Origin of the sequence: Providencia sp. PROV119, from assembly GCF_028482435.1 — a bacterium.
GTDB classification, from domain to species: Bacteria; Pseudomonadota; Gammaproteobacteria; order Enterobacterales; family Enterobacteriaceae; genus Providencia; species Providencia stuartii.
Genome location: NZ_JAMPQL010000035.1, coordinates 15,044 through 34,558, shown reverse-complemented (window position 1 = coordinate 34,558; position 19,515 = coordinate 15,044). Strand labels below are relative to the sequence as shown.

The 19,515-nt window shown below is 40.7% G+C and carries 16 protein-coding genes and 1 riboswitch; of the genes, 5 read left to right on the top strand and 11 right to left on the bottom strand.

Annotated features, from left to right (window positions below; translation table 11 throughout):
- Positions 1–51: 51 nt before the first annotated feature.
- Together murI and btuB are read right to left on the bottom strand one after the other, a co-directional pair.
- Entirely contained in the window at positions 52–918 is an 867-nt protein-coding gene (murI, locus tag PSF11_RS20190; RefSeq protein ID WP_053110222.1) for a glutamate racemase, read from the bottom strand.
- Positions 863–2,752: a TonB-dependent vitamin B12 receptor BtuB gene (gene btuB, locus PSF11_RS20185; RefSeq protein WP_181795793.1), complete on the bottom strand. Its 1,890-nt coding sequence runs from the start codon at positions 2,750–2,752 to the stop codon at positions 863–865. The genes murI and btuB overlap by 56 nt, the downstream gene beginning before the upstream one ends.
- A gap of 69 nt (positions 2,753–2,821) precedes the next feature.
- A riboswitch (cobalamin riboswitch) is annotated at positions 2,822–3,017 on the bottom strand.
- A gap of 121 nt (positions 3,018–3,138) precedes the next feature.
- On the opposite strand from btuB, the gene trmA reads away from it, so the two are divergent.
- Positions 3,139–4,224, top strand: a complete 1,086-nt coding sequence (trmA, locus tag PSF11_RS20180) for a tRNA (uridine(54)-C5)-methyltransferase TrmA (RefSeq protein ID WP_014657265.1) — start codon at positions 3,139–3,141, stop codon at positions 4,222–4,224.
- Positions 4,225–4,434: 210 nt separating this feature from the next.
- Here trmA and PSF11_RS20175 read toward each other — a convergent pair whose 3' ends face one another.
- Together PSF11_RS20175 and fabR are read right to left on the bottom strand one after the other, a co-directional pair.
- Positions 4,435–4,824, bottom strand: a complete 390-nt coding sequence (locus PSF11_RS20175) for a YijD family membrane protein (RefSeq protein ID WP_072502683.1) — start codon at positions 4,822–4,824, stop codon at positions 4,435–4,437.
- A 14-nt stretch (positions 4,825–4,838) separates the two neighbouring features.
- Positions 4,839–5,495 carry an HTH-type transcriptional repressor FabR gene (fabR, locus tag PSF11_RS20170; RefSeq protein WP_004924455.1) on the bottom strand — a complete coding sequence of 219 codons (657 nt, stop codon included), beginning with the start codon at positions 5,493–5,495 and terminating at the stop codon, positions 4,839–4,841.
- 382 nt (positions 5,496–5,877) lie between these two features.
- Here fabR and sthA point away from each other — a divergent pair, with 382 nt between their 5' ends.
- Positions 5,878–7,275 (top strand): Si-specific NAD(P)(+) transhydrogenase, encoded by a 1,398-nt coding sequence (gene sthA, locus PSF11_RS20165; protein WP_004924458.1) that lies wholly within the window; start codon positions 5,878–5,880, stop codon positions 7,273–7,275.
- A gap of 59 nt (positions 7,276–7,334) precedes the next feature.
- On the opposite strand, the gene oxyR is transcribed toward sthA, so the two are convergent.
- Positions 7,335–8,243, bottom strand: coding sequence for a DNA-binding transcriptional regulator OxyR (gene oxyR / locus PSF11_RS20160; RefSeq protein ID WP_014657264.1), 909 nt, complete (start codon positions 8,241–8,243; stop codon positions 7,335–7,337).
- 1,536 nt (positions 8,244–9,779) lie between these two features.
- On the opposite strand from oxyR, the gene PSF11_RS20155 reads away from it, so the two are divergent.
- Positions 9,780–10,112, top strand: coding sequence for a hypothetical protein (locus tag PSF11_RS20155; protein ID WP_004924557.1), 333 nt, complete (start codon positions 9,780–9,782; stop codon positions 10,110–10,112).
- Positions 10,113–10,602: 490 nt separating this feature from the next.
- On the opposite strand, the gene argH is transcribed toward PSF11_RS20155, so the two are convergent.
- The 4 genes from argH to argC form a co-directional block, all read right to left on the bottom strand.
- On the bottom strand, positions 10,603–11,979 hold the full coding sequence (argH, locus tag PSF11_RS20150) for an argininosuccinate lyase (RefSeq protein ID WP_014657263.1): 1,377 nt from the start codon (positions 11,977–11,979) through the stop codon (positions 10,603–10,605).
- A gap of 78 nt (positions 11,980–12,057) precedes the next feature.
- Positions 12,058–13,278, bottom strand: coding sequence for an argininosuccinate synthase (locus PSF11_RS20145; protein ID WP_004924564.1), 1,221 nt, complete (start codon positions 13,276–13,278; stop codon positions 12,058–12,060).
- A gap of 78 nt (positions 13,279–13,356) precedes the next feature.
- The gene (gene argB, locus PSF11_RS20140; protein WP_004924569.1) at positions 13,357–14,133 is read right to left on the bottom strand and encodes an acetylglutamate kinase; all 777 of its coding nucleotides are present in this window, start codon (positions 14,131–14,133) and stop codon (positions 13,357–13,359) included.
- A gap of 30 nt (positions 14,134–14,163) precedes the next feature.
- Entirely contained in the window at positions 14,164–15,168 is a 1,005-nt protein-coding gene (gene argC / locus PSF11_RS20135; RefSeq protein ID WP_061064487.1) for an N-acetyl-gamma-glutamyl-phosphate reductase, read from the bottom strand.
- Between the two features lie 101 nt (positions 15,169–15,269).
- On the opposite strand from argC, the gene argE reads away from it, so the two are divergent.
- Positions 15,270–16,424, top strand: coding sequence for an acetylornithine deacetylase (gene argE / locus PSF11_RS20130; protein ID WP_072502682.1), 1,155 nt, complete (start codon positions 15,270–15,272; stop codon positions 16,422–16,424).
- A gap of 228 nt (positions 16,425–16,652) precedes the next feature.
- The gene (gene metF, locus PSF11_RS20125; RefSeq protein WP_004924579.1) at positions 16,653–17,537 is read left to right on the top strand and encodes a methylenetetrahydrofolate reductase; all 885 of its coding nucleotides are present in this window, start codon (positions 16,653–16,655) and stop codon (positions 17,535–17,537) included.
- 58 nt (positions 17,538–17,595) lie between these two features.
- On the opposite strand, the gene PSF11_RS20120 is transcribed toward metF, so the two are convergent.
- Entirely contained in the window at positions 17,596–18,699 is a 1,104-nt protein-coding gene (locus tag PSF11_RS20120; protein WP_072502681.1) for a TPM domain-containing protein, read from the bottom strand.
- The gene (locus PSF11_RS20115) at positions 18,696–19,289 is read right to left on the bottom strand and encodes a LemA family protein (RefSeq protein WP_004924584.1); all 594 of its coding nucleotides are present in this window, start codon (positions 19,287–19,289) and stop codon (positions 18,696–18,698) included. The genes PSF11_RS20120 and PSF11_RS20115 overlap by 4 nt, the downstream gene beginning before the upstream one ends.
- Between the last annotated feature and the right edge of the window lie 226 nt (positions 19,290–19,515).

The following is a 19,515-nucleotide window of genomic DNA, read 5'->3' as shown; positions in this document are numbered from 1 at the left end:
CCCCTTTTTTACGTTTTTTTTTCGTTTGCTCAGATTACCATCAAATTTAGCTTAAATCACCAGTTTTTGTAGCCTATTGAACCCTTCGGCGGCTAATACAGGTTGTAATGCTAAAGCGGTATCATTCATTAAAAGGCAATATGCAAAGTCTTTTTCTTGACTATCAATCACTTCTTCTGCTTGATTATTAATCAGCCAAACCGCACGTCTCGCGATCGCCGCCCCTGAATCAACAAATCTTGTGCCATCTGGTAGCACTTGTTCGAGTTCTTCTATTAATAGAGGGAAATGCGTACAACCCAAGATCACCGTATCAGGAGGTTCAGGCATTCTTAACCATGGCTTCACTGCATTGGCAATTTCATCTAGCGGAATTTGTTCACCATGTAATTTTCTTTCCGCTAGTTGAACAAGGTCGGCAGAACCCAGCGAGAGCACTTTGCAATCTGTTGCAAACCGTTCAATTAGCTCTTTAGTATATTCGCGATTCACCGTTCCTTTGGTTGCAAGCAATCCAACAACACCATTTCGCGTTAATTTAGTCGCAGGTTTAATTGCTGGCACGACACCAACCACTGGGAAACGAAAATGGGCTCTAAGGTTCGGTAAGCTCACGGTACTGGCTGTATTACAGGCAATAATTGCTATCGTTAAAGGGTGTTTTTTCGCAATAGCATCAACGAGTTGATACACCCTATCGATAATAAATTCTTCACTCTTTTCGCCATAGGGGAAGGCTTCATTATCGAATGCATATATATAATGTGCGTTAGGGAGTAATTTTTTGACTTCCCGATATACAGATAGCCCCCCCACCCCTGAATCAAACACAAGGATGGTCGGGCGAATAGATAGGTTGTGATTAGAAGTTGTAGCTTCCTGTAAGGAAATATTCTCTTCCAGCGGTGCGATAACCATACGCGGTCTCATAGTCTTTATCGAACATATTAGCTATTTTACCACGAATTGTGAGCTGTGAAGTGATTGGATATGCCGCCGTGAGATCCCAAAGGCTAACCCCCCCTTGTTTTAGACGTTTTGATGGTGATTGGGAAAAGTCATTATCATAACGCGAACCTATATAGTGATAAGTTAGCCCCATATCTACCTCAGCAATATTCCAATCTAATTGGTATTTCACTTGTTGCTTAGCTCGGCGCTCCAATACTTTGTTCGTCTTTTTATTTCTGGGATCGACATATTGGTATGTTAATTGATGATGTAAAAAGCCAGTGCTAAATTCACCAACCCACTCGATACCTTTAATTTCTGCTTTTCCAATATTTTCATATGTACTGATAAAATTGCCATATTTATATTCAATCAGGTTATCAATATCATTATGATAAGCATTAATTTGCCAGAATAGCGGTCCCGTTGTTCCTTCAACACCAATTTCCCACTGCTTACTTTCTTCTGGTTTTAAGTTCGGATTACCTTTTGTTGTTCCCCAATTTGATGAGGAATATGCGTACAGTTGACTTAGATTAGGTGCTTTATATGCTGTTGCATATGATCCAACCAGTTTATACCCATCATAAAATTCCCAGCTCAGTCCTGATTGCCATGATGTATGCCAATTAAATTCTGAATGATGATCCGTGCGAACGGCGGCTTCAGCTATAACAGAATCAACAAACGAGTATTGCCCCGTCAAATAGAGCCCCGTGTTATTCATGGTTTCTTTTTTAGTTATTAAAGCATAGCCATTAGGCTCTATGCTTTGACGCTGATAATCAATACCCGCACTAATATTACCTTTATCTAAACGATAATTGTTACCCCACTGAATATTATACTGCTTTGATTCATCTAGATTAGAAGAGCTAGCATACTGCCCTTGCCTTGGATCAAAATTGTAATCTTTAACGTAACTATAGCTTCCGGATAGTGAGGTTGAGTATTGGTTTTGATGATATTTAACCCCAGTTTCATATGTACGGCTATAAAGTTTACGGGTATCTACCCGCACACCTGAGTATTCAGAGGCATCATAACGAGTTCTATTATCATATCCATATGCTCTCGCATAAGCTGATATTTCAGATGATAACTGATGCTCCACACCTAGCCATAATGATTTATTAAGAAAACCATCTTTATCGTAGTCACGTGGACTAACGTCCTTAGGTGCTAGATCAAATCCTTTTGTATAGGTATAAGCTGCGGCAGCGGTTACTGTTGTATTTTCACCGATTTTCTGTTGAGTTGAGCCGTTATAATTCTGATAACCATAAGAACCAATACCCGCATTTAATGTGGTTCCTACATTATCTCGGCGAGTAATAATATTAACAACACCACCAATTGCATCCGAGCCATAAACAGCCGATCTTGCTCCACGAATATATTCGATTCGCTGAACTAAAGAGATAGGAATTTGGCTCATATCTGATGAGCCAGAAATACCCGCTTGGTTTAAACGAACACCATCAATTAATACCAATACATGGCGAGACTCTGAGCCTCTAATAAAGAGGGAGCTCTGCTGTCCTATACCACCATACTGCGCAATATCCACACCCGGTAGCCGCCTTAATACATCAATCACAGTATTAGACTGCCAATGATCAATGTCTTCACGCGTAACGACCGTCACAGGGGCCAGTATTGATGAAATGGGCTGCTCAAAGCGATTCGCTGACACCACCATTTCATCTGATTTATTGTTTGCGCTTGCTAAAGAAGAAATACCACACAACACTGCCATAGCAGCAACCGATAGCGGTAGTAACTTACTCTTATTCATTATAATAAATCCGGAATATCAATAAGATTAAAATTCCGCGAGGCCGAATATCAGATCCGCGCTAATATCCAACAAAGCGATTAAACTATGGCAGGTCTTCGGACTGAGAAGTCATACCCATCTGGGTAAAAGTTAACTATAGAGGCAACTTCCCATTAATTAATAACAGTGTTGTATCTCTTTTTTCCTTCATCACCGCTGCGCGTCAGTCTCGGACTTACACCGAGTTCCCTATTTACTCTTTACGACCATAGTCGCATTATCCTAAATGGATTGAAGGTATGTGTCTATGCGATGTGGAATCAAAAACTGGACATCTGCCCCACTTGCCCTACAATTTCGCCCCTGATGTTATTTTTTTACTGTTTTCTATGAATAGGGCCACACTAATGAATACTGAACACTATGAACTGCAACTTGCAGAAAAAGTAGAACGTCTGAAAACGATGATGGCCCCCTATACGGCAATGGAACCTGAGGTATTTACCTCACCAGAATCTCATTATCGTATGCGCGCAGAATTTCGAGTATGGCATGATGGTGATGACTTATTTCACATCATGTTTGATAAAGAGACTAAAGAGCGTGTGCGTATCGATCAATTTCCTGTAGCAAGCCAACTGATCAACAATATCATGGCTGAAATTTTGCCACTGATAAAAGAAAATGCGCTTTTACGCCATAAACTTTTCCAAATTGATTATCTCTCGACGCTGAGTAATAAATTAATTGTCTCTTTGCTTTACCATAAAAAACTCACTGAAGAGTGGATTGAAGCAGCCAAACAATTAAAAACAACGTTAATCAATAAAGGTTTTGATTTACAGCTTATCGGCCGCGCTTCAAAAACCAAAATCATGTTAGACAACGATTATGTTGATGAAATTTTGCCGGTGAATGGCAAAAATATGATTTATCGCCAAGTAGAAAATAGCTTTACTCAGCCAAACGCTCAAGTAAACATTAAAATGTTGGAATGGGCGATTGATGCCACTCAAGGGGCAACTGGCGATCTACTGGAGCTTTATTGTGGAAATGGCAACTTTTCACTGGCTTTAGCACAAAACTTTGAACGAGTCTTAGCCACTGAAATAGCCAAGCCATCGGTAGCAGCCGCGCAATATAATATTGCGGCAAACCAAATCGATAATGTACAAATTATTCGCATGTCAGCAGAAGACTTTACACAAGCAATGCGAGGAGTGCGTGAATTTAAAAGACTCGATGGCATTAACCTAGCAGATTACCAATGCAACACCATATTTGTTGACCCACCAAGAAGCGGGTTAGATGATAAAACCGTTCAGCTTGTGCAAGAATATGACAATATTCTCTATATTTCCTGTAATCCGGAAACCCTATGCGATAATTTGTCTGTCCTGAATGCGACCCATCAAATCAAAAAACTCGCTCTATTTGACCAATTCCCATATACCCATCATATGGAAAGTGGTGTGCTGCTGACACGCCGCTAAATCTTACTTGCCACCTGTTGTTTTTATTCATTAAGTCAGGTGGCAACCTTGCTATTTTTAATATACGCCGTAGCTAACTGGCGATTATTTTATTGCGAGTGGAAGATGAAAATTTGGTTAAGAAATTATTCGTGTTTTGCTCCCATAAAATACACAAACGCCGCAATGTTGGCATGCGGCGTTATTGGTTAGAGCGGTTTGGAAACGCGATTAAACTTCAGCTTCGTTTTCTTCTGCAAGCTCTTTTTGTTCTTGTTTACGTGCCTTCCAACTTGTGTACATCCACAACGCGAGCGCGACAATAATGATTGAAGGAATAAAACTCGAACCTACGTCAGGATGTTGTACTCGTAAGATAGCTGCATAAGCAAATAGCCCTAAGAAAAAGTTACCTACAACAAACTTAGGTAGACCGATAGGCATCGCATGATGCAAATAACGTTGATGTAAACAATAAATTGCGACGATTAAACTAATAACAGGGAAAATAGAAAACTCTACTAAGGAGTTAAACAGAGCAGAGAAAGTTCCGTGAGTTGATAAGCCAATCACTAATGCTAATAGTAACGTGCTTTTCTCATTGCGATTGAGTTCCGTCATTGATTCTCCTTATATTATTTAGTGAGATCGGGGTCAGTTTGATTTTGTTTTTCTTGTTCACGGCGATACCAGTAATACGCACCTTTTGCGATCATGCGTAACTGAAGTACAAGCCGTTCTTCCAGATGCCGCCTTTTTTCTTCATCGATATCAAGCGCTTCTGCACCCGCGCTAAACACGATGGTCACCATAGACTCTGCTTGTAGCTCTGTAAAATAGCGTGGCATATGGCTTTCTTGTTCAAGGTAATCTGCTAATTCAGCAATAAAATGTTGGATTTCCCGTGCAACTGCAGCACGAAACTCAGCAGAAGTACCAGAGCGCTCTCGCAATAATAACCTAAAGGCATTGGGGTTATTACCGATAAATTCCATAAAAGTTGAGATTGACGTTCGGATCACACTACCGCCCTTCGCGATACGCTGCCTTGCTTGTCGCATAAGCTGGCGTAACATCAAACCACTTTCATCAACCATAGTCAGCCCTAACTCATCAACGTCTTTGAAATGACGATAAAATGAAGTGGGTGCAATACCTGCCTCACGCGCAACTTCGCGTAAGCTAAGGCTTGTAAAACTACGTTCTGCACTTAATTGGCTAAATGCGGCTTCAATGAGCGAACGACGAGTTTTTTCTTTCTGTTTTGCTCTAACGCCAATATGATTGCTCACGGTGATCCTGATTTCTATGTCATTAAACAGCCATTAATATACCAAAATATGAAAACTTGGGTGTGACCACCTCTCTAGCATACCTCAAATTTACTAGGCTGTTTGAGGGAAAAAGCGATTAAGTGTACAGATTACCGCTTTTCAGAATTTCACTAAATCATTTTTCAATAGGTGAAGGCTTTTTATTCGTAGAACCGTGCTTAATTTCCCGTCATTTGGTTAGAGAACTCGCTAAGCAATAAAAAAGCTTTTTTGTGAATACGCTTCAAAATAAAAACATTAAATAAAGCCATTAATTAAAAGTACATGAGTAAAGCGGGTAAATAATCGGCGGATATGCTAACATCATGTTGTCATTTTGTTTTAGAGCAGGTCTTACCTCATGCAACACATCCATTTTGATGCAATTGTCATTGGTTCCGGGCCGGGTGGAGAAGGCGCCGCCATGGGACTGGTGAAGCAAGGAAAAAACGTCGCCGTCATAGAACGTTATGATAGTGTCGGCGGTGGCTGTACCCACTGGGGAACCATTCCCTCCAAAGCCCTCCGCCATGCAGTTAGCCGAATTATCGAATTTAACCAAAATCCACTCTACAGCGATAATTCTCGCTCCTTACGCTCCTCTTTCTCTGAAATCCTCAAGCATGCTGAAAGCGTGATCAGTCAACAAACGCGTATGCGCCAAGGTTTTTATGAGCGTAATGGCTGCCAAATGTTCTCTGGTGAAGCCACTTTTATTGATGAACGCCATGTGAGTGTTCGCTATTCCGACGGTAGTTGCGATGTTCTCAGTGCAGATAATATCGTAATTGCGACAGGGTCGCGTCCTTATTGCCCATCCGATGTCGATTTTAACCACTCTCGTATTTACAACAGTGATACCATCCTAAATCTAACCCATGAACCACGCCACGTGATTATTTATGGTGCAGGGGTGATTGGTTGTGAATATGCGTCTATCTTTCGCGGGTTAGGTGTCAAAGTTGATTTAATCAACACACGCGATCACTTACTTGCCTTTTTAGATCAAGAAATGTCAGATGCACTTTCTTATCACTTCTGGAATAGCGGTATCGTTATTCGTCATAATGAAGAGTATGAAAAAATTGAAGGTGTTCCTGATGGCGTGATTGTCCATCTTAAATCAGGTAAAAAAGTCAAAGCAGACTGTTTACTGTATGCGAATGGTCGCACGGGGAATACGGATAAGTTAGGTTTAGCGAATGTGGGTATTGAAGCAGATAACCGTGGCTTGATTAAAGTCGATAGCGCTTACCGCACTTCTAATGAACATATTTATGCTGTTGGTGATGTTATTGGCTATCCAAGCCTTGCATCTGCTGCCTATGACCAAGGTCGTATTGCCGCTCGAGCTATAGCAGAAGACTTAGGTAATGCACACTTAGTTGAAGATATTCCTACCGGCATCTATACCATCCCTGAAATTAGTTCTGTTGGTAAAACAGAGCAAGAATTGACAGCGATGAAGATCCCCTATGAAGTCGGACGCGCTCAATTTAAACATTTAGCACGCGCCCAAATTGCAGGTATGAACGTGGGCAGTCTGAAGATCTTATTCCACCGTGAAACATTGCAAATTTTAGGCATCCACTGTTTCGGGGAAAGAGCCGCTGAAATTATTCATATCGGTCAGGCTATTATGGAACAGAAAGGGGAAGGAAATACCATCGAGTATTTTGTGAATACGACCTTCAACTATCCTACGATGGCAGAAGCATTCCGCGTTGCCGCATTAAATGGCTTAAACCGCCTGTTTTAAGCTATTAAGTGATTGCCGAACCTAATACGGCAATCACTTCTCTAGCCACACCCTACTTATTAGCGCGCTTTATTACTGTAATAGCTACTCATCAAATTATAAATAGCCTCAGCAAGCTGTTCATAGCGACCACGTAACGGTGAGCCTGGGCGATAAACTAATACTACTGTACGTTTCGGCTCTGGATGAATACAGTTCAGATAACAAATACCATCACGGCAGGATTCATGAGGCACGGCCAAATCAGGCAATAATGTAATTCCACTTCCTGCTGCCACCATATTTCTCAGCGTTTCTAGGCTTGTTGCTCGGAAATGTGTATCTTCTTTAGCCCCCGCTTGAAAACAAAAGCCCATCGCTTGGTCACGTAAGCAGTGGCCATCTTCCAACATTAATAATTTCTCGCCAGATAGCTCATTCATCTCGATAGTGTCACGCCCCTGCCATGAGTGACCTTCATAGATGGCGAGCTTCATTGGCTCTTCAAACAAGGGTACAACAATAAAAGGATCTGTTTCTTTCACTTGCGCCAAAATAGCACAATCTAATTTACCGCTATCCAACTGAGCCAACAGTTGCTGTGTCTGTTCTTCATGTAGGTAAATTTCAAGTTTAGGGAAGAGCTTGTGCAATTCAGGAATGATAAGGGGCAAAAGATAAGGCGCGATCGTTGGGATCAACCCTATATGTAAAGGGCCAGACATGCTTTCCCCCTGTAGAGCCGCCATTTCCTGTAAGACTTTAATTTCGCGTAAAATCGTCCTTGCTTGTTCAACAAGTAGCAATCCTTGTTGAGTAAATAAAACCTTGCGGCTAGTCCTTTCTAGTAACATAACCCCAAGTTCTTCTTCTAGCTTACGTATTTGGCCACTCAATGTTGGTTGACTCACATGACAAGAGTCTGCTGCACGACGAAAATGCTTATGCTCAGCTAATGCCACTAAATATTCCAGATCGCGAATGTTCATTTTGTCGCCCTTCTTAATATAAACTGCCAATCAGTATACCAGATATCTAATGCTTTTAACTATCAATTAGAATTGACATGTTCAATAATTCTTCATCATTTGCAACGTGACATTTTGTCTCGCTCACTCAATTTATATCAAAATGTAAATTTACGTTACTAATTATGAATTAAAAAAATAGGGATAAAATAATATAATTAATTGAAATAATTATTATTTTTTATATTTTGCATGAAATAAAATTTCACCCTAAATGCAAAAAATAGAAACAATTATTCATCATATAGCAACACATTATTTACATTATTGTTTTTGATTTAGTTACTCAGGCTACGCTCAAAAAAACACCACAAGTGATAAAATATCAAACCAAATTATTAAAAATAAATGAAATTTAACTCCGCAAAAACATCATCAAAGTAATTACTTCCAATATTTTACGCCAATATTTTGCAACATATTATTAACCTAAAAGGACTTTAAATTTATCAAATAGAGCTATATTTATGTAAACAAGAAGGAGAAAAATAGAGACACAAAAGGAAAAGGAAGGTTGACGTTAATGGAATAGTGATTTTCTTGAATGCTGAACACCTGATGTGGGTATAGCTAAAGGAGAAACGCTATGAAAAGCATACAACGTACCTTGAGCCATCAACTAAACCCACTCACATTCATTTATCGAGTGAGTAGATTTCAAACGCCTTGCTCACGACAGAATTACTCGATAAACAACGCATTCATCGTTTTGGGCAACGATTATCTGCCCTAATGATATCTCTCTTAGTCACAAATAGAAAAGCAAACCAAGTTCGATGATTGATGCTATCACTTTCATGATGAGATACACCGCTATGCTAAGAACATGACATCATGCAAAACAAGATAGTGTAAGTATGCAGGCCAACACCGACACATAAACCGTTTAATACAAAAAAGTAGGCCAATTTCATTTTAGTCAGTCAATTTTTATCGAATAGGTATAACGCTATCGTTATATAAAGAAGCTTCATCTAAAAATTAAAAACAAAACAATTAATCGCAATATGCGTATTTCAATCTGTCACCGTTTGATTACAGTGAAAACAGAATAAATCGTAGATAGCGTAATTTAATAATTCACTTACTCGATGAAATATTTAGATACATTATGTTTATTTTTATCATTGTTTTATTAATTTCCATTAAAAAATAAATAAAAAATCATTGCAATTTACTTTATATTTTTAATTAAAAAGACAACCAAAATCGCCTCTACATCAACAGATAAAACCATCAAAAAGGAGACAAAAAGAAGCATATAAATCCAAATACCTACAATGAGTCATTATACACAGAATTAAACTCTAATTATCTTAATTGGTAGGGAATGCGTACAATCAATATTATTAATCAATTTCAAATATATTTACTCACATTTGCTTTTTAAAATTAACACCCAAAGCAAACTTTAATCTATATAATTCGCTTCATCCAAACTTGTGGAAACAATATAAGCGAATTAAGTTACTTAAATATATATCGAGGACTAATACCATGATTAAGAATACAATCAAAACAGCGTTATCTTTTGCTCTGATCGCAACTGCTTTATTTACAACTAACGTTCAAGCAAAAACTAATAGCACAACAATTACATTTAAAGCAATGATTGTATATCCTCCTTGCAACTATTCTTTTAATAACAACAATGCTCAATTAAATTGTTATAATAGTGAAGAGAATAAAGTAAAAACATCAAGTTTTAATTATACAAAGCAATCACCATCTAGCGAATGGAAGAAAACTGAAGACAACCGCAGCATTTATCAATTTAATTGGACTAATAAAGAAAAAGGCTTAGCTATGGTTTCAGTTAAATACCTCTAATATAGTAAAAGGCAATCAAAAACAGTTAGTTATAAACCATAATTCAGCAATAGGTTTTAAGTATGAAAGCGTTACACTTAAATCTGAAAAGAGTCTTATTTGCTCATTAATGGTATTATTACTCGCCCTGCATTCAGCGTTGCTGATACAGGTTCAATAAAATAAGCATACATTAGAGTGACTGTTCTGACAGGCTCTATCCTGTACGAATGGCTCTTGAAATCGATAGTTAATATTTAATTGCTTAAATGACAAAGCAAATATGACCCAAGAAAGATGAGATCTTAAGGAACAATGAGATTCTAAAAATTGGGAAATAATTAACGATGGTCTAGGAGCTTATATTTATAACTGGATTGGCGAAAGGATACTGTTAGGCCTTTTAACAATTAACTATATTTAAGTATTAAACTTTTAATCGCATGTACGGGGTAGTTATCTACCCCGCCATTTTATCCCACTTTAAACACTATCTTGCAAATTCAATGAGTTAAATCCCTAAACGTGCTTTAGCCTCCGTAATTGCCTTAGCGACTTGTTCCTTTGAAACTCCGCCTTTTGCTAAACGCTTATCTAGACAAGATTGCAATGAGAGGATCTGATACACATCGAGTTGGATAGTATCACTGAATTTTTGCAAATCACTTAATGCCATCTCTTCCAATGCTTTCCCTTGGCTAATCGCAGCAACCACCGCCTCGCCGACAATATGGTGAGCTTCACGGAAAGGAACGCCTTTAGCAACAAGGTAATCCGCCAGCTCAGTAGCATTGGCATAGCCTTGTTTTGCGGCTTCTTCACAACGATTTCGACGAATTTGAATACCATCAAGCACCAGAGCCGCCATATGGAGACAGTCTAACCAAGTATCAAGAGCGTCGAACAACCCTTCTTTGTCCTCTTGCATATCTTTATTGTAGGCTAGCGGTAATCCTTTTAAGGTCATCATCATTCCTGTTAATGCCCCTTGTACACGACCACACTTACCACGGATCAACTCAAGTGCATCAGGATTTTTCTTTTGTGGCATTAATGAAGAGCCTGAAGTGACTTTATCTGAAAGTTCAACAAACCCCGCCTCACCACTGTTAAAGAAAATAAGATCCTCTGCAAAACGGGATAAATGCACCATACCAATACTTGCATCGGATAATAATTCGAGAACATGATCCCTATCTGAAACTGTATCAAGGCTATTACGCGTTGCCGATGAGAAACCTAGCCACGATGCCAGTTGCTCACGGTCGATATCATAAGCAGTTCCCGCTAAAGCCCCACAACCTAGCGGACTAACATCTAAACGTTTTAATGTATCTTTTAGACGACTTTCATCACGCGCTAACATTTCACTATACGCTAAACACCAATGAGCAAAAGTCACTGGTTGTGCACGTTGCAAGTGGGTATAACCGGGCATGACCGCATCTTGGTTATTTTCCGCGGTGATCACTAACGCTTTTTGCAGTTCTACCACAGCTTCTAACAATAGCGCGACTTGATCTTTACACCATAATTTTAAATCGGTGGCAACTTGGTCGTTACGACTACGTCCAGTGTGCAGTTTTTTACCTAAATCACCTACTTTATCAATCAGTTTACCTTCAACCCAGCTATGAATATCCTCAGCATCGCTCTGTAAAATGCGCTCAGGATCATCTTGAACCTCTTTTAATAAGGCATTTAGCGCTTGCTCAAGAGATTGCTGCTCCGCCTCTGATAGCACCCCAACAGTGACCAACGCTTTTGACCATGCAACCGAACCAATAATGTCTTGCTGCGCTAAGCGATAATCGAAACGCAATGAATCATTAAATTGTTTAAACCGCTGATCGGCTTCTTGACTAAAACGTCCACCCCAAAGTGCCATAACTGATCCCTATCTGATTGATAAAATAAATGTGATACCCGACAGCAAATAGCTGTCGGGAAGTGTACATCAATAAAACTATTTCGCTTTGTTCTGCCCTTTTAGCGCACGAATACGCGACGAAAGAGAATACAAACGGATAAAGCCACCAGCATGGCTGTGATCATAAACTTCATCTTCACCAAATGTTGCGAACTCTTCAGAATATAAGCTGTTATCTGCTTTTTTCTGGATAGCAGTTACTTGGCCTTTATACAATTTCAGAACCACTTCACCAGTAACGTCTTGCGCTAAAGATTCTGCTGCTGCTTGCAGTGAATGACGCAAAGGCGCAAACCAACGACCATCATAAACCACGTAGGACATTTCTAAGCCTAGTTGCTCACGCCATTTAAAGCTGTCGCGATCGAGAACGAGTTGCTCAATGCCACGTAAAGCAGCCATCATGATGGTGCCTCCTGGGGTTTCGTAACAGCCACGAGACTTCATACCAACTAAACGGTTTTCAACAATATCAATACGGCCGACGCCATGTTTAGCACCGAGGACGTTTAAAGCTTCAAGACATCCCAGCGGAGATAATGTTTGGCCGTTAACAGAAACCACTTCCCCTTGTTTCACACCGACAGTCACTAGCTCTGCTTCATCTGGTGCATCTTTCGGATCGACCGTCCAGACCCAGCAATCTTGGTTTGCCGCATTCCATGTGCTTTCTAATACGCCGCCTTCGGTAGAAATATGCCATGCGTTTTCATCACGACTATAAATTTTTTCTAAACTGGCTGTCGTTGGGATATGACGCTCTTTCAGGTAATCCAATAGGGCTTCACGCGAACGCAAATCCCACTCACGCCATGGCGCAACAACTTTTAGCTGTGGCGCAAGTGCGCTATAAGTGCTTTCAAAACGCACTTGGTCATTTCCTTTACCTGTTGCGCCATGCGCTACCGCGTCGGCACCAACTTTCAGAGCCAGTTCAACCTGTGCCTTAGCAATAATAGGACGTGCCATTGAAGTCCCTAACAGGTAGCTTCCCTCATAGAGCGCGCCAGTTTTCAATACTGGGTAGATATACTCTTTGACAAACTCTTCACGTAGATCGACCACATGGCATTCCGATGCACCTGATTGCAATGCTTTTTGCTCAACGCCAACGAGATCTTCTCTGTCTTGTCCTACATCGGCAACGAAAGCAACCACTTCGCAATCATCATAGTTTTCTTTTAACCATGGAATAATTGCCGATGTATCTAGACCACCTGAATATGCTAATACAATTTTTTTAATGCCCTTTTTCATAACTTACCTATCCCGATTCCGCTCAATTAAAAAGTTTTCATTCATTCTTGGTGGTCGCGCCAACCAAACGCATCCGCTTTAGGATGCTAAAATCCGTGTGCCAATAGCAGTACCGTTAAATAGAGCTGGTAGTTGCTCTGCATGACGCCAACTGGCGATATCGACAGGACGTTGCAATGTTTTGGCTGCCTCTAATGCGGCATTAACTTTTACGATCATGCCGTCCGTGATAATGCCTTGCTCAATTAACTTCTGTGCTTTTTCCGTTGTCATTTCATTAATTTTTTGACCCTTACCATCAAGGATGCCACTGACATCTGATAGCAATACGAGATCCGCATTTAACGCTTGTGCGATGGCTGTTGCGGCTTGGTCGGCATTAACATTCATCAATAACCCTTCTTCGGTCACGCCGATGGAACTAATGATTGGTAAATAGCCTGCACCGAGTAAAAGCTGTAATAATTTAGCGTCACCCGGCTTTGCATCGCCGACATGCCCAAGTTCGTCATTTAATTGAGTGACGACAGCACTTTGCCCATCCCCCAAAGATAACCCAACTGCTTGTAACTGATATTTCGTTGCCCACGCCAACAATGTTTTATTGGCGGTGCCAGCCAACGCGCCTGTGATAATGTCTATCTGATCAGCAGGCGTCACACGCAATCCTTGCTTTTTAACCACCGGTAGTTGCAGCTTTTGCATTAGCTCATCCACCAAGCAACCACCACCATGCACGATCACTAAAGGTCGTTGATGAGATTGACGATAGGTTTGTAATGCATTAAACAATCTTTCAAGCGCTTCTTCGCTATCGAGTAATACACCGCCCAATTTAATCACTAATGGTTGCATGGGGTTTATCCTTAAATAAGTTCGTTGGCACTAAAATAGTGATTGCGTTTCATTGAAACCGAAACGAATATTCATGCACTGCACAGCTTGCGCGGCAGCCCCTTTTAATAGGTTATCTTCTGTTCCGACTAAGATCAGGTGCTCACCTTTTAACACAAAGCCGATATCACAAAACGGTGTGCCTACCACTGATTTCAGGGCAGGAACACCTTTTTCATACAAACGGACTAATGGCTTATTTTGATAAGCATCTTTGAATACTTGACGAATTTGTTCGTCTGTCACTCCGCGATTCACTTTGCAGGTAATGGTGGCCAAAATACCGCGTGAAAAATTCCCCAAGTGCGGAGTAAAAATAACTTCACGACCTAAATGGATTGCAATTTCGGGTTGATGGCGATGCGTGAAGATGCCATAGGGTTGTAAACTCACTTCACAAAAACTGTTGGTCATTGACGCCTTACGACCTGCCCCAGAAACACCACTCGTCGCATTAATCACTGGCCACATATGGTCATCGAGTAACTTGGCGTCGATCAGTGGTTTTAGTGCTAATTGAGAAACCGTTGGATAACACCCCGGCACGGCAATTAACTGTGCTTGACGAATTTTATCGGCTTGCCACTCAGCTAAACCGTAAACTGCTTGATTTAACCACTGACTGTTTGTATGTTCGAAACCATAATATTTCGGATAGAACGCGGCATCTTGAACACGATAAGCCCCAGACAGATCAAATACGACACACCCTGCTTCTAGGAACTGAGGCGCAATGTCATGGCTAACTTCGTGAGCGGTTGCAAGAAAGACAACATCAATACCTTGTGCCGCGGCTGCAACATCGGTTAATGGCAACACGGGCATATCGATAATGCCTTTATACTGGGGATGCAACTCAGAGAAGCACTTACCTGCATCAGCACTTTGCGCTGAAACCATCAATCCCTGAAGGTTTATTTCAGGATGACGCTGCAGATAGGCTGCCAATTCCGCTCCAGTATAACCACTGGCCCCGATAATGAGTGTGTTCAACATAGATTTCTACCTTGTGCTCGTGACCCAAACAGTTTAATGTGTATTTTTATTCAAATAAAGTGCATGAATATTGATACTATTATGGATAAAGGCTGTCAACAGTGAATATTAAATTACCTGCATTTATTGAGATTTATCGCCAATTAATTGCCACTCCTTCTATCAGTGCTACTGATGCGCAACTCGATCAGAGTAATAAAGCCTTAGTAGAATTACTGGGTGGATGGCTGGAAACCCTCGGATTTACGGTCAATATTCAACCTGTACCGGATACCCGTGATAAATACAACCTACTTGCCTCAATAGGGGAAGGAAATGGCGGTCTAATGCTGTGTGGGCATACCGATACAGTTCCTTTTGATGAAGGGCGTTGGAGTAAAAACCCTTTTGCGCTATCAGAGCATGACGGCAAGTTATACGGTCTCGGCACTGCCGACATGAAAGGTTTTTTCGCTTTCATTGTCGATGCCTTACGTGACATTGATACCCGTAAATTAACTCGCCCATTGCATATACTTGCAACCGCAGATGAAGAAACCTCAATGGCAGGCGCGCGTTACTTTGCAGCCAGTACGCAACTTCGTCCTGATTTTGCCATTATTGGGGAGCCGACCTCATTACAACCGATACGTGCGCACAAAGGGCATATTTCGAATGCCATCCGTATTACGGGGCAATCAGGTCATTCAAGCGCCCCAGAAAGAGGCGTGAATGCTATCGAATTAATGCATGAGTCTATTTCACATCTGATGACGCTACGTAATACATTGAAAGAGCGTTATAACAATCCTGCTTTTGTGATCCCTTACCCGACGATGAATTTTGGTCATATTCATGGGGGTGATGCGGCTAACCGTATTTGTGGATGCTGTGAATTACATATGGATATTCGTCCATTGCCGGGGCTGACCTTGCAAGATTTGGATGAGCTATTAAATGAGACGTTGGAGCCTGTAAAAGCAAGATGGCCAGGACGCTTAGCAATTGAGTCTCTCCATCCCCCTATTCCTGGGTATGAGTGCCCAACGGATCATAAAATGGTGGCTGTGATTGAACAGTTACTGGGTCAGAAAGCTGAGACGGTCAACTATTGCACTGAAGCGCCGTTTATTCAGGCGCTATGTCCGACACTTGTGCTCGGCCCTGGCTCGATTGAGCAAGCGCATCAACCTGATGAGTTTATCGATATGAAATTTATTGAACCGACTCGCCAACTGCTCAGCCAACTGATCGAACATTTCTGCCTGACTGAATAAAAATGTGTTGCGCGCAATAACTTCGGGTTATTGCGCCATTTGTTAACATGAATTTTTTTCCAGTTACGACTGAAAAACCCTCACAACACTATTTCATTTAAGTGTTGACTCTGCATGAATATCCGGTAATCTTTGTTTAGACGTCTAAACGTATAGACACTTAAATGGATATAATAAACTATCGATACCATAATGGTTTCGCTATATACAAAGTCATGAGGTCAGGGTATGAGTTTCTTTCACGCAAATCAGCGCGAAGCGCTAAATCAAAATTTAGCTGAATTAGATGGACAAATTAATGTCTCTTTTGAATTTTTTCCGCCGCGCACTGAAGAGATGGAACAGACCCTTTGGAAATCTATTGATAGGTTGAAAAACCTCAAACCAAAATTTGTCTCTGTTACTTATGGCGCAAACTCAGGTGAGCGTGATAGAACCCATAGCATTATTAAAGATATCAAAGAAAAAACAGGGTTAATCGCTGCGCCTCATTTAACCTGTATCGATGCAACACGCGATGAACTCAGAGAAATTGCACGTGATTATTGGAACAGCGGTATCCGCCAAATTGTTGCATTACGCGGTGATCTTCCCGATAACAGCCGTAAGCCAGATATGTATGCAGCCGATCTCGTTGAGCTGCTCAAAGCAGAGGCAGATTTTGATATCTCCGTAGCGGCTTATCCCGAAGTGCACCCTGAGGCCAAAAGTGCACAGGCTGACTTAATTAGTTTGAAAAAGAAAATTGATGCAGGGGCCAACCGTGCGATTACGCAATTTTTCTTTGATGTAGAAAGTTATTTGCGTTTTCGTGACCGCTGCGTCGCAACAGGTATTGATGTTGAAATTGTCCCCGGTATTTTACCTGTTTCAAATTTCCGCCAACTTGAGCGGTTTGCCAAACTAACCAATGTACGAATTCCATCATGGATGAGTAGAATGTACGAAGGCCTTGATAATGACCCTGAAAGCCGTAATTTGGTGGGTGCTTCAATCGCCATGGATATGGTGAAAATTTTAAGCCGTGAAGGGGTGAAAGATTTTCACTTTTACACCTTAAACCGTTCTGAACTCACATATGCGATTTGCCACACGCTTGGTGTAAGGCCATAGCCTCTATCTCCAAATAGTATGAAGGCCGCACTTTGCGACCTTCATACATCTTGTTTTATTACCAACTCCCTGACGCACCGCCACCGCCACTGGATCCACCACCACCTCCGCTGGAGCTATCACTTGATGAACTCGATGAACTCGATGAACTCGAAAAGTCTGATGAGCTAAAAGAAGAAGAGGGTAAATAATAGTAACGGCAAATATCATGCCATTCCCGTCGTTGTTGTCGGTAAGTAGGCGAAATGGTATGGATCACAAGAAACAGTATTGGAGTAGCAAACATGCTCCCTACCACAAAAAATAGCGCCACAAACAGAAATAAAATAGAGCTAAAGTCTCCTTCTAGCCATATCGCCAATAACATGAGTGCTAAATAATAGAGTATCGTCATCAACAAGGTACTAAATAACGAAGGAAAGTAGTATTTATATTGATAATACTTTTTCAGCTTGGCTAACTGTTTCTGTTTCTTTGCCCGTTTGGATTTACTCGCATACTCTATGCTATAAATTTCTTTTTCAAGATATAGCCGACGCTTTTTAGTACCATAAAATAACATCGTAAAATAAGCTGCGATAAATGATATAAAATAGATAAGCTTATAATGTTCTACACTCTTTGGTAGCACAATTCCATTATGCACTTCCCCCATTTGATAGTCTGGTGCCTCATTCATCACATTAATCGCACGAGATACGCCATTTTGGATCCCAGCGTAATACTGGTTGTCTTTAAAATCAGGTATCATACTTTGACGAATGATACGCCCAGCAATCGCATCGGTCATGACCCCTTCATAACCATACCCAACTTCAAAGCGCATATTGTGATCGTCTATCGATACAACCAACAATACACCATTATTTTTGCCTTTTTGGCCTAACCCCCAACGATTAAACGCGCGTAATGAAAATTGTTCTATTGTTTCATTACCTGTAGTTGGAACAATATAAACAACAAATTGTGTGCCATCACCACGCTGCTTTTCAAAATTTAATAACTGGCTATTTAAAGTGTGGTATTGCGACTCACTTAATAGGCCTGCACGGTCGAGCACCCTATCACTACCCAATGCAGGGAGTTGGATTCGCTGCGTAGCCCAGCTTCCACTGCTAAATACACAGAACAATAATAGCCAGATCACATGCCGATATTTCAATTAAAATCCACCGTAGGTACTGTTTTTATCGCCTGTTCGTTATCTGCTTTAAAATTCGCTTTTGCAGAATACCCAAAATAACTTGCAATCAAGTTGCTAGGAAACTTTCTGATTTGTGTATTGTATTGACGAACGGCTTCAATATAACGACCCCTTGCAACGGTAATGCGATTTTCAGCGCCTTCCAGTTGCGTCATTAAATCTTGATATAATGGGCTGGCTTTAAGATCAGGATAACTTTCCGATATGGCTAATAAACGGGATAATGATTGCCCTAATTGTGCTTGTGCTTTTTGATACTCCGCTAAAATAGCCGGATCTGATAATGCACTTGCATCCACTTTAATTTGCCCCACTTCCGTCCTTAATTTCACAACTTCCATGAGAACTTTATTTTCATAACCAGAGTAACCTTTTACCGTATTGACTAAATTCGGAATAAGATCAGCACGACGTTGATATTGGTTAATCACTTCGGATGCGGCAGCGTCAACAACCTCATCATTTTGCTGAATACTATTGTAGTTGGTAACGACAATGACCGAAATAATAATGATAAGAGCTAAAATGGAGATAATCAGTTTACGCATTGTGATGACACTCTATCCTTCGTATATCCATTGTTGAGCACAACAGAAATAAATTGAATCTGACCTACATTCATCATTCCATTAATTCATCGATAGAAAGTGAATAGTTTGATATATGAGCGAGCTAGCTCTATTTAGTACAGAACTAATCCCTATTTTAGCAACTTAACATAAATATTGATAAAATTCTTGCCGTCGATTTAAATAAGATAAGCGATATCACGCG